Annotated in this window: 5 protein-coding genes and 1 pseudogene; all 6 read left to right on the top strand. The window is 39.6% G+C overall.

Features of this window, described 5'->3' with window-relative positions; translation table 11 throughout:
- Positions 1–216 precede the first annotated feature (216 nt).
- The gene (locus KO502_RS02705; protein WP_252730467.1) at positions 217–1,359 is read left to right on the top strand and encodes a histidine kinase; all 1,143 of its coding nucleotides are present in this window, start codon (positions 217–219) and stop codon (positions 1,357–1,359) included.
- Positions 1,360–1,362: 3 nt separating this feature from the next.
- Entirely contained in the window at positions 1,363–2,208 is an 846-nt protein-coding gene (locus tag KO502_RS02700; protein WP_216021023.1) for a LytTR family DNA-binding domain-containing protein, read from the top strand.
- Positions 2,209–2,469: 261 nt separating this feature from the next.
- Positions 2,470–5,106 (top strand): annotated as a pseudogene (locus KO502_RS02695) (family 16 glycosylhydrolase); the annotation flags it as partial.
- Positions 5,107–5,748: 642 nt separating this feature from the next.
- Positions 5,749–8,796 (top strand): TonB-dependent receptor, encoded by a 3,048-nt coding sequence (locus KO502_RS02690; protein WP_216021021.1) that lies wholly within the window; start codon positions 5,749–5,751, stop codon positions 8,794–8,796.
- Between the two features lie 100 nt (positions 8,797–8,896).
- A complete protein-coding gene (locus KO502_RS02685; RefSeq protein ID WP_216021020.1) occupies positions 8,897–10,177 on the top strand; it encodes a sugar MFS transporter in 1,281 nt (426 codons plus the stop codon).
- Complete coding sequence (locus KO502_RS02680) at positions 10,170–12,791, top strand: exo 1,3/1,4-beta-D-glucan glucohydrolase (protein ID WP_216021019.1); 2,622 nt, start codon at positions 10,170–10,172, stop codon at positions 12,789–12,791. The genes KO502_RS02685 and KO502_RS02680 overlap by 8 nt, the downstream gene beginning before the upstream one ends.
- Positions 12,792–12,831 lie beyond the last annotated feature (40 nt).

Genomic DNA, 12,831 nt, shown 5'->3' with positions numbered 1-12,831 from the left:
AGGGGAGGGAAGATTAAATACCGTTTATCTAATTTTGTTCGGAAATAGCGAGGTGTACTGTGAAGTCCTAATTTTTATCTGTCTATAAGGCGTTATCGCAGAATCCTCTCGCTTTATCGCAAAAAACTGAATATTTGCACTAGTTAGTTTATCGTTTTAGCTATTGATAAATATGGAGCCAAAAGGCACTATCAACATAAGTTACAGTAATTAAACATGATTCTAGATATGGAAAAAACCTACAAAGAAAGTGACTCTTCTCTGCTTTCTAGGCAACAATTAAAGCCTAATTTGCTTTCTAATCAAGGTCAACAATTTTGGACAATACAAATTGTCGGTTGGTTGGGCTACTCGGTGTTTGTATTTTTAGCCATTGTTCACCCACAATTTGAAAAAGCAGACTTTAGTTTAAGTGCACAGTTAATTAACCTTTTTGTAGAAACTGTATGTGGCTTTTTATTATCATATTTTCAATGGTTTATTATACAAAAAGCAGTGCGATTGCCTTTAAAAAAAACGCTCCTGCTTAGCTTTTTTTCCGCGTCAATACTAGGTGTTATCTTTAATATCATTAAACTAAGCTGCTATAAAGTGGTGGTGTATCATCAAGAATGGAATGAAGCTTGGAATTTACTTGAATTTGGTGGTTGGTTGTTATTCTCACTTACCACCATGTATGTTTGGACATCGATCTTCTTTGTTATGCTATATAACAATAACCTACAAAAAGAGCATGAAAAAAGATTAGTGGCACAAACTGCTGTAAAAGATGCTCAATTACAAATGTTACGGTACCAGTTAAACCCTCACTTTATGTTTAATACTTTAAACGCTATTTCAACGCTCATTTATAAAAACGAAAACGATAAAGCGAACGATATGTTAGATAAGCTTTGTGAGTTTTTCCGTTATACCTTAGATAAGCATGCATTAAAAGAAACGACTCTAGCTAAAGAACTCGAATTATTAGCACTCTATCTTTCTATTGAGAAAGTTAGATTTGGGGAACGCTTACTAGTGAGTTTAGATATTATCCCTGAAGCGAGGAGTTGTTTGGTACCAAGTATGTTGTTACAACCGTTAGTTGAAAACGCGATTAAATATGCCATTGAGCCCAGAAAAGAAGCGGGTCTAATTTCAATTACGGCGAGAGTTAAAGAGAAACGTTTATTTATATATGTGAAAGATGATGGCACCGCTATGAATGAAAAAAACAGTCATGGTTTTGGTATTGGCATGAGTAATACACGCAAGCGTTTAGACACCATGTTCAATGGCGACTTTACTATTAAGATGAAAGATAACTACAGTACAGGGACCTGTATAACCATCTCTATTCCATACAATCAAGGGAGCTAAACTATGTGCCCAAAACCACTAACGGCATTAATTGTTGACGATGAACCTCTAGCACTTGAAGGGCTAAGGTTACGCTTAGAGAAAATACCTGAAATAAAAGTTATTGCAGAAGCCGTTGATGGCGACCAAGCCATTAAGTTATGTCAGGAACTCTCACCAGACGTATTATTTTTAGATTTAAGATTACCCGGTTTAAATGGCATTGAAGTGGTTCAATCACTACAATCCGATATCTTACCATTGGTAGTTTTTGTTACGGCTTATGGTGAGTATGCGCTTGAAGCTTTCGAGTTAAATGCAATTGACTATGTAATGAAACCTGCCAACCTTGGGCGATTGCAAAAAACCGTTGAACGTATTTTAGAGCGTCATACCCCACAAAACTCTAATCATGAAAAATTCAAACTGATTAAAGCATTAGGTGAAAGCTCGGGGGTAAACATTACTGAATTAGAAGATTGGCTCGTTAGTGATGGACCTCTCCCCACCAATTACGTTCAAAAAATAGTAATAAAAAGTAACGATAACGAAAAAATATTCCTGCCTGTAAAAGATATACGTTGGATCGACGCGGCTGGTGATTATATGTGTATTCATACCGAAGCCGAAACGCATATAGTGCGCATAACCATGAAGAAAATTGCCAGCCAGTTAGATGAACGAGTATTTAAACGGATTCACAAATCAACGTTAGTTAATGTCAATTTTATTGAAAGTATTCGCTCATTAAAAAACAGTGAGTGTATTGTTGAGTTAGCTAATGAAGTGTTTTTAAAGGTGAGTCGAAATTTCAGTCCGTCCATTCAAAAAATAGTTGATCTAAATCGAGGCCAAGCTATTTATTTGTGATGAATGAGCACTTCATCGCATAATTAATACACTTTGTCGCATTCATACTTGTTTAAATGACAAATGTCTCATCGTTATGTGCTCATGCCTTATTTAAATTGTAAGCTTTTTGTATTTATCCCAATATGAATCTAGGGGATGGTTAAATAATCAGTTTAAGCTGAAGAGCCATCAAGCTATAAATCGATAATTGTGTTGTAACCCTCTCAATTACCGATCGCAGTATATAGCGACAATTGTTAGATATTTGGAATAATTATTATGATAAAAGCAACAAAAAAACTAACACTCTTGTTTGCATGCATATCTACAACCACACTCTTTGGTTGTGGGGGCGTTGACACAAAAGCAACACCAAGTACGGTTGACCCACTTGCACCAGTAAGTGATTGGAAGATGGTCTGGAATGATGAATTCGATGGAACGACAATAGACAGCACAAAATGGACTCATGAAGTAAATTGTGACGGTGGCGGTAATAACGAAAAGCAATGTTATACCGACAGCAGTGAAAACTCGTATGTAGAAGATGGCATGCTTAATATTAAAGCATTGGCCGCAGCAGAAGGCGCAGAGCAACCTTTTACATCAGCAAGACTTATCACCCAAAACAAAGCAGATTTTAAATATGGGCGTTTCGAAATGCGTGCGAAATTGCCGAGCGGACAAGGAAGCTGGCCTGCATTTTGGATGATGCCTACAGACGCTGTTTATGGCGGATGGCCACATTCTGGCGAAATAGATATTATGGAAGCGGTTAACCTTAAAGTAGCCGACGAAGATGGTGCCATAGAAAGCTCTATATGGGGAACGTTACATTACGGAGAATCTTGGCCTGACAATTCACACTCAGGTAAAGAATACCCTGTTATTGATAGTGTAAACCCAGCAGATGAATTTAAAGTTTACGCGGTAGAATGGCAAGAAGGCGAGATCCGTTGGTATATAGATGGTCATTTATATGGAACACAACGTCAATCTGAAGTTCGCTACAACAGTAAAGATGAAGCGGTAGGTTTGGCACACAGAGGCTGGTTTGCCGAATATTTTGACAGAAACACCGGTGAACTAGCTACCCATTGGGATGCAGCCCCGTTTGATCAAGATTTTTTTATGATCTTGAACTTTGCTGTTGGTGGTGACTGGCCTGAAAATGTGAATAATACTGGTGTTGATGCTGATGCTGTAGCAGGTCAGAGTTTCCAAGTTGATTATGTGCGCGTATATCAATGCATACAAAATACCGATACAGGTAAGGGCTGTGAAACCGTGCGAGGCGGTTATGATAGCTTAGACGATGCCTTGGTTGAAGGAGAAGCTCCTACTCCTAAAGCACCTGTTGGTCCTACCGCTGAAAACTTAACTATTTATTCAGGTAGTAATAACCCTAACTGGCCTGCATGGGATTGTTGCGGTGGCTCAACACCTGCAACTGTTGTAGATGCAGATAAAGGCAACGTTATTGAATTCTTGGTTGCTGAAACCCCTACCGTAAACGGCTTTATTACTAGAGCTGAGTTCATTACAGATGACTCAGGTCAAGTAAAACCATTTGACGGATCTCTTATGGTTGATAGTGGCAAAGTCACATTTGACTTGAAAATTGTAACCGCGCCAAATGATACAACCTCTCCTTGGTCTTTTAAAGCTGAAAGTGACAACGGTGATACAGCGGTTGATTTCCTTTTAAGCGAAAGTGAAGAAGCTGCAGAGCCTGTTGTTGGTGAATGGCAAACATACACTTATTCACTGCAAACTCTTCAAGACAACGGTTTAGATGTAAGCGCAATTGATGTACTCATGTTTTTCCCTGCCTGGGGAACAGGTGAAGGGGCTGTTTATCAGGTGACCAATGTGAAAATTGAATCGGACCAAATTTTATCTCCATCGGTAACTGTTTTCGAAGATGAACAAAATGCTTCATGGCCAATGTGGGACTGTTGTGGTGGTACAACGCCAACGGTTGAAATTGATGATGACGAGCACGGTGCAGTTGCGGAATTTAGTATTGGCGAATCACCTACTGTAATGGGCTTTATTTCTCGCAGTGAGTTTACAGATACCCCTGCACCATTTGATGCAACAGGTATTTTAAGTAATGGCATTATTCAATTTGATATGAAAGTTGTATCTTTACCAACCGTTTCTGATGCTACATGGTCATTTAAAGTTGAAAGTGATAATGCAGATAGCGAAGCTGCTGTTGATCTAACGGCAAGCGTAGAAGGTAAAGCGCCTGTTGAAGGCGAATGGCAAACCTATACCTTTAATTTATCAGACTTAGTTGCTGCAGGTTTAGATGCCAGTGCTATTGACGTATTAATGGTATTCCCTGCATGGGGCAGTGGTGCAGATGCTATTTACCGCATTGATAATATGAAGATTTATGACCCAACAGCTTCTACTGGTTTTAGCGGGTACGTACTGTTTGATGATGCACCAAGAACTAGCTGGAGTATATGGGACTGTTGTGGTGGCACTACACCAACCGTTGAAAACGATGACACTGAACATGGTAATACAGCCGAATTCGTTATCGGCGCTGATCCAACGGTAATGGGTATATTAGCAGACGATGATGTGTATCTTGATGTTTCAGCACTACAAACTGATGGTGTAGTTCAATTCGAAATGAAAGTTGTTTCAGCGCCAATAGATACTTCAGCGGATTGGTTATTCAAAATTGAATCAGGCGATGCTGCTAGTGCTGTAGAGCTTAATTTATCGGATAGTCAAGAAGGCGTAAATCCAACGGTTGGTGAATGGCAAACTTACACTTATTCATTGCAAAGTTTGTTTGATGCCGGCTTAGACTTAAGTGCTGTTGATGTACTAATGGTTTTCCCTGCATGGGGTGCTGGTGAAGGTGCAACGTACCGTCTTGATAATATTATGATATTTGACCCTAGCAGTGTTTCTACTCCGCAAGGGCTAACTATATTTGATGAAAGTGCGCATACCGACTGGCCTGCTTGGGATTGTTGTGCTGGCTCTACACCTGCTGTAGTTGATGATGGTAGCAGTCATAACATGGTTACTGAATTTGCAATCGGGTCTACCCCAACAGTCATGGGTTTTTTAGCTAATGACAGTGTTTCATACGATGCCACAGCTATTTCAAGTACAGGCTCAGTAACATTCGATATGAAAGTAGTTACACCTCCAACCGACACCTCAGGTACTTGGTTATTCAAAGTTGAATCTGGTAGCGCATCTGCTGCGGTAGAGCTTGAACTTTCTGCTAGCCAAGAGGGGGTAGCACCTACCGTAGGTGAATGGCAAACCTACACCTTCTTACTTTCAGACTTATTTGCTGCGGGCTTAGATGTTAGCGATATAGATGTATTGATGGTTTTCCCTACATGGGGAACGGGTGACGGTGCAGTTTACCGTATTGATAACGTCGCAATTACTGCGCCTTAACCACCTGTTATTACAAGTTGACGGCGTAGAACGCGCCGTCCTTATAAAACTCATTTAACTGATATTAGCCTGATATTAGCCTGATATTAATAAAAAGAATTAATTAAGTAGGTCATCATGAAACAATCAAAATTTACTAAAACACGTTTAGCAATATACATCTCAGCAGCATTATCTGCAGCTACTTATAATCATGCATTTGCGGTTGAAGCCGCTCCTGATGAAGAAGCTGTTGTCGTTGAGTCCGAAGTTGAGTCCCAAGTTAAGCCCACAGAAGTTTTAGCAACTGAAGAAATTGCTGATTTCAAGGAAAAACAAGCAGAAATAGAAGTCATTCAAGTTACCGGTATTGTTGGTAGCTTAGGCAAATCAATGAACCTAAAGCGAAATGCCTCAGGTGTTGTTGATGCCATCTCATCAGAGGATATGGGGAAGTTTCCAGACACAAATTTAGCTGAATCTTTACAGCGTATTACAGGTGTTAGTGTAAGCCGCTCAAACGGAGAAGGTAGTCAAGTTACCATACGTGGCTTTGGTCCAGACTATAACTTAATTACCTTAAATGGCCGTCAAATGCCTGCTACAGGTAATTCACGTTCATATAACTTAGAAAACATTTCATCTGAAGGTATCAGTACTTTAGAAGTCATTAAAACAGCACGCGCTGAAACCGCAAGTGGCGGTATTGGTGGGGTAGTAAATATCGTTACCCTAAAACCCTTCGATAGCCCAGGTTTGAAATGGACGGTTATGGGGCAAGCAATGTATGACGAATCTAATGTTGAAGGTGATGACGTTACTCCTGAAATTTCAGGCGTATTTAGTAATACTTTTGCTAATGAAACTTTCGGTATAGCAGCATCTGTTGTGCATCATCGCAGAGATTTTCAACAGCAAAATGCGAGTATTCAAGGTTGGCAGGCTAATGTTGCTTTACCATCAAACCTTGATGAAAGCATGGTAACTGATCCTCGCCCTGTAGATGGTGAAGGTGAGCGAGTTGGTAATTACTACCTTCCTAGAAGCATGAATTACGGTTTTGATGACATTTCTCGAGAGCGTACCAATGGCTTTGTTAGCTTACAATATGCGCCTACAGACGACATTATTGCGACAATTGATTACAGCTTTGGTAAAGCATTTACCTCCAGTGACTCGCTAGGCTGGGGAGTTTGGCATGATTACGGTGGAAATATTAATGCTTATGAATTCGATGAAAATGGCACAGCCACTTATGCTGAATTTAGTGGCAACGATGCATCATATACCGCCTCAAGAAGTATCACTGAAGTTACTGAAAAATCAATAGGTTTAAACTTAGCTTGGCAAGCAACACAAACTTTAGGTTTTGCTTTTGATTACCATAACTCAAGCAATGAAGCCGATAATGGTGCTGATGAAGGTCTTGGTAGTGATGGCTCTTTGGTATTAGGCTCCGACCAACTGGTTTCTAAAACCTACGATTATCGTGAAGGCGAAATTCCACAAACCTTGGTTAATTGGAATAATGGCTCAACCACATTAGCTCCAAGCGAAATGGACTCACATTTCAGTCAATTTATTCATTCACCAGGTAAATCAGAGGTTGAGCAATTTCAACTTGATGCAGAATGGGAGAATGATACTGACTCACCGTTAGTGAATATCAAAATGGGTATCTCCCATGCCGATCAACTTATTGGTGGCTCAAGTGCGTGGAGTGGTTTAATTGGCGGTTTCTTATTCAATCCTCAATACACGGCAATGTTCCCTGACAGTATGTTTACTAAAAATGACACTAGCCAATTTCTTAATGAATTTGACGGTGGTGGTAATGATTTAGCACTAAATTATTACTATGACTTTGACTTTGATGAAGTAGTTGCACGTTCTGAGTCTTTTTTAAATGAAGAGGTACTTGGCGATGATTACTTTGCGCCAACCGCTTACCGTGACGGATCAACCTACTCAGAAACTTCAGTACAAGAAGTTACAACAAGTGCTTATGCACAAATGCTAATGGAATTTGATGTAATCAGCTTACCTGTACAAATGAATTTTGGTTTACGTTATGAAAAAACCAATGTTACAAGCCGCGTTAAACAAGATGTACCTGTTGACGTATGGTGGTTAGGCGGCAGTGAATGGCATACCCAGTTAGAAACGGGCAATAATGCTGCTTTAGAAACAACGGGTGATTACGACGTGTTCTTACCTATGATTGATGCAAAATTTGAGTTCACTGAAGACTTAATAGGGCGAGCGTCATGGGGTAAATCGTTGGCTAGAGCTCCGTTAAGTGCATTAGCTGGTACTAGAATATTATCGGGTAGCCCAAAAATTGGCTCTCGTAGTGGTTATGATGGTAATACAGGCATGGAACCTTACGTGTCTACAAACATCGATTTAAGTTTGGAATATTACTACGGTGAAGCAAGTTACGCGTCAGTAGGCTACTTTCATAAATCGGTTGTTGATTGGATAGGTACTGATATTTTCCAAGTTCAAATTGACGGTCTTCATGATATTTACCAAAGTAACCGCTGGAATGTTGCCGAGGCTGATATTTTAGCACGTGATGAAGTTGCCACAAACGACGCTATTTTCGCCCAAATGCAAACCAACGGTGCGGTATTAAATGATCAAGGTTATATAGAGCCGCTTGATACTGATGCGTTAATAGAGTGGAATATTACTCAGCCATTTAATAGTGATCAAACCTTTACTGTTCAAGGTATTGAATTAGCCATTCAGCATGTATTTGGTGAATCTGGTTTTGGTGTTGGCATAAATGGCACGATAATGGATCCAAGTGAAAAATATGATCCTGAGAGCCTAAGTGTTCAGCAAGTGCTACCAGGTGCAAGTGATTCTGCCAACTTCCAAGGATTTTATGAGAAATATGGATGGTCAATCAAAACTACCTATGCATGGCGCGACGATTACTTAATTGGTATAGGGCAAGATCAAGGCTCTGCCGATGCACCGTCACAAAATGCTAAAGCTTATGGACAATGGGATATCAGTGTTAACTATGACATCACCGATAACTTCACAGTATTTGCTGAGGGTATTAACTTAACTAATGAAACAGAGCAAAAGTACGGCCGATATGAACGTCAGTTTTTAGAAGCTAATCAGTACGGCACTCGTTACGTTTTAGGTGCACGCTATCGCTTCAAATAGCGACTTTTAGTCCGCCTTTGTCGCTTCAAAGGCGGATTTTTTTCTAAAACAGAACACCCTGTTTTATTTTTTGTTTATATACATTGGCTAAGGAACTCTCATGGCTAGTTCTCCTGGATTTACCGAACATGCAACAACTTCTGCGGTAAGTGAATCATTTAATGATTCAAATACAAATAGCAGTAATCGCTTTGCTCTTATTTCATTAACCTCGCTATTTTTCATGTGGGGATTTATCACCTGTTTAAATGATATTTTAATTCCTTATTTAAAAGGCATGTTTTCTTTAAATTATACCCAAGCAATGTTGATTCAATTTTGTTTCTTTAGTGCTTACTTTATTGTGTCTATCCCTGCCGGTGCTATTGTTGGAAAAATAGGTTATAAAACCGGTATTGTTTCTGGCTTAGGCGTTGCTAGTGTTGGTTGTTTACTGTTTATTCCCGCAGCAAATGCTGAAGTGTACGGACTATTTTTATTTGCATTATTTGTACTCGCATCAGGTATTACCTTGCTGCAAGTTTCAGCAAACCCTTATGTTAGTGCTTTGGGGCCAAGTAAAACGGCTTCTTCACGCTTAACTATGACCCAAGCATTTAATTCATTAGGTACCACAGTTGCACCATTTTTTGGCTCTTGGTTATTGTTTAAAGGCGCTGAGCATATGGACGTTATTGACAGCTCTGCAGTACAAACACCCTACATAATACTTGCAGGCGCATTAATCTTATTGGCTTTTATTTTTACAAGACTGAATTTACCTGACTTAGGTAAAAGTGAAAACGTACAATTATCACCGCTTAAAGCGTTAAAGTTCAGTCATTTAAAGCTTGGTGCTATTGGTATTTTTGTTTATGTGGGGGCAGAAGTTGCCATTGGTAGCTTCTTAGTAAGCTTTTTAGCAGACCCCAAAATAGCAGGCATGAATGAAGCCACCGCTTCACATTACATCGCCTATTATTGGGGCGGCGCTATGGTTGGCCGCTTTATTGGTGCTTTAGTAATGCAAAAAGTAGCGGCTAATAAGGTACTTTACATTAACGGTATCAGTTCAATTATTTTAGTTTCGGTGGCTATTTTATCTGAAGGCGCATTAGCCATGTGGGCAATATTAGCGGTTGGTTTATTCAACTCTATTATGTTCCCAACTATTTTCAGTTTAGCCATTAATAAGTTAGGAGATGCAACAAGTCACGGCGCAGGTGTCTTGTGTTTAGCTATTGTCGGTGGTGCGATAGTTCCCTTATTGCAAGGCGTTTTGGCTGACATGATAGGATTACAGGAGGCTTTCATTTTACCTATTTTATGTTATCTATTTATTGTTTATTACGGCGTTAAAGGTTTCAAACCAGTTTTAAGCGAGGGTGATAACAATGCATAAATTTAAACCTACCTTTTTAGCGACTTTTATTGCGGTATCTTTATCTGGCTGTGGTGAACCTAGCTCAACAGCAGAACCGGCTAACACTACAGACAATGTGAATGCTGAAGTTAATGTAGAGTCAAAAGCAAATGAAGTACTTTGGCCTTATGTTCAATCAGAAGTTGTTAAAGACCCTAAATTAGAAGCGCAAGTTAAAGCTCTCTTATCAAAAATGACGCTAGAGCAAAAAATAGCACAAATGATACAACCTGAAATTAAAGAAATTACGGTTGCAGATATGCGCCGTTATGGTTTTGGCTCATACCTTAACGGTGGCGGCGCTTTTCCAAATAACAACAAACACTCTACACCGCAAGACTGGGTTGATTTAGCTGAGCAAATGTATCAAGCCTCTATTGATGATTCACTTGACGGAACAACTATCCCTACCATGTGGGGAACCGATGCTGTACATGGTCATAACAACGTTATTGGTGCGACATTGTTTCCGCATAATATTGGTTTAGGTGCAGCAAATAACCCTGAGTTAATTACTCAAATTGCAGAGGCTACAGCAACCGAAGTTATGGTAACAGGTATTGATTGGGTGTTTGCGCCAACAGTTGCCACTGTTAGAGATGATCGCTGGGGGCGGACTTATGAAAGCTATTCAGAAGATCCAGCTATTGTGAAAAGCTATGCAAGTGCCATTGTTAAGGGATTACAAGGTGATGCAAATAAAGACTTTCTTAGTGATCGCCGTGTTATCAGTACCGTTAAACACTTTATTGGTGATGGGGGAACCGTTGATGGTGATGACCAAGGCAATAATATAGATAGCGAGAGCGACTTATTTAATATTCATGCGCAAGGCTATATGGGCGGCTTAGCAGCTGGCGCACAGTCGGTTATGGCATCATTCAACAGTTGGAACGGTAAAAAATTGCACGGTAGTCATTACCTGCTAACTGAAGTGCTAAAAGAAAAAATGGGCTTTGACGGTTTTGTTGTCGGTGACTGGAATGGTCACGGACAAGTTGCAGGCTGTACTAATGACAGTTGTTCACAGTCGGTAAATGCGGGCTTAGATATTTTTATGGTACCTACCGCTGATTGGAAGCCGTTAATGGCAAATACCATTAAGCAAGTTGAGTCAGGTGAAATAAAGTTATCGCGTATAGACGATGCGGTTACGCGTATTTTACGAGTAAAAGTTCGTGCGGGTTTATTTGATAAACCAAGTCCAGCTAATAGAGTTCTTTCCAATAAAACCGAGCACATTGGCAGTAAAACTCATAGAGATATTGCCAAACAAGCAGTGCGAGAATCATTAGTTTTACTTAAAAACAAAAATAACATTTTACCGTTATCACCTAAGCAATCATTCTTAATTGCAGGCGATGGTGCTGATAATATTGGTAAACAATCAGGCGGTTGGACAATTACTTGGCAAGGTACTAATAACGTGAACTCTGAATTCCCTGGTGGTAGTTCAATTTATGATGGTTTCGCTGAGCAAATAACTGCTGCTGGTGGCTCTGTTCAATTAAGTGTTACAGCTGAGTACGATGAAAAACCTGATGTTGCCATTGTTGTTTTCGGTGAAGACCCTTATGCAGAAGGTCATGGCGATATTGTTAATTTAGCTTATCAGAAGTCGACTAAATCAGATTTAGCGTTACTTAGAAAATTGAAAGCACAAGGTATACCTGTGGTTTCAGTATTCTTAAGCGGCAGACCGTTGTGGGTAAATGCTGAATTAAATGCCAGTGACGCGTTTGTCGCCGCTTGGTTACCTGGCTCTGAAGGCAGTGCTATTGCTGATGTACTGTTAAATAATGCTGATGAAACTAAGCAAAATGACTTTAACGGAAAGTTATCATTTTCTTGGCCAAACAATGCCTACCAACATGTGAATAAAGGCGACAACTTGGTGAACCAAGAACAGCCTTTATTTGCTTATGGTTACGGCTTAACATATTCAGACAAAGACACCTTAAGCGATGAACTAAATGACATTTATGTTGCTCAAGTTAATGCTAATGACGCCAAACATATTTTTAATGGTCAAACGGTTAAACCTTGGCGATTGTATTTAACATCAAGTGAAGGTGATGAACACATTAATTCAAGTAGTCAGTCTATTAGTGGTGTTAGTTATCGCACCATTGATAAGCAGATCCAAGAAGATGCGTTTAAAGTGAGCATTGGCAAAATGCAAGCAGAGAGAAGTACTGGAAATGGCGCTGGTATTCGATTCACAAGTTTTGGTAATTTTAGTGAAGATTTGTCAAGTATTGTTGAACAGAAACTCTCGTTGCACTTTAGTATTAAACTAGATGAGCCAGTGACTTCAGCTGTGTCATTATCAATGAATTGCGAACGCTTAGGTGATCCTGTAGGTAGCTGTAATGCTGATATGGATTTACAGAAGCACCTTGCCAAATTACCAATTAATACATGGCAAGATGTTTCTGTAGACTTAGCATGTTTTTCTGAAAAAGGCATGAAGTTTGAACAAACCATTACCCCTTTTCAATTAACTTCAAAAGGGCCACTTACTGTATCGGTGAGTAATGTGTCGTTTAAGAAAAAAAATAACGACATCTCAACGCATATTACTTGTCAGTAATCTTCAATCAAGCTCCACTGCTACAATAAATGTTTCAGTG

Origin of the sequence: Colwellia sp. E2M01 (assembly GCF_018860585.1) — a bacterium.
Classification (GTDB): Bacteria; Pseudomonadota; Gammaproteobacteria; order Enterobacterales; family Alteromonadaceae; genus Colwellia.
This window is presented reverse-complemented; position numbering and strand designations above follow the sequence as displayed.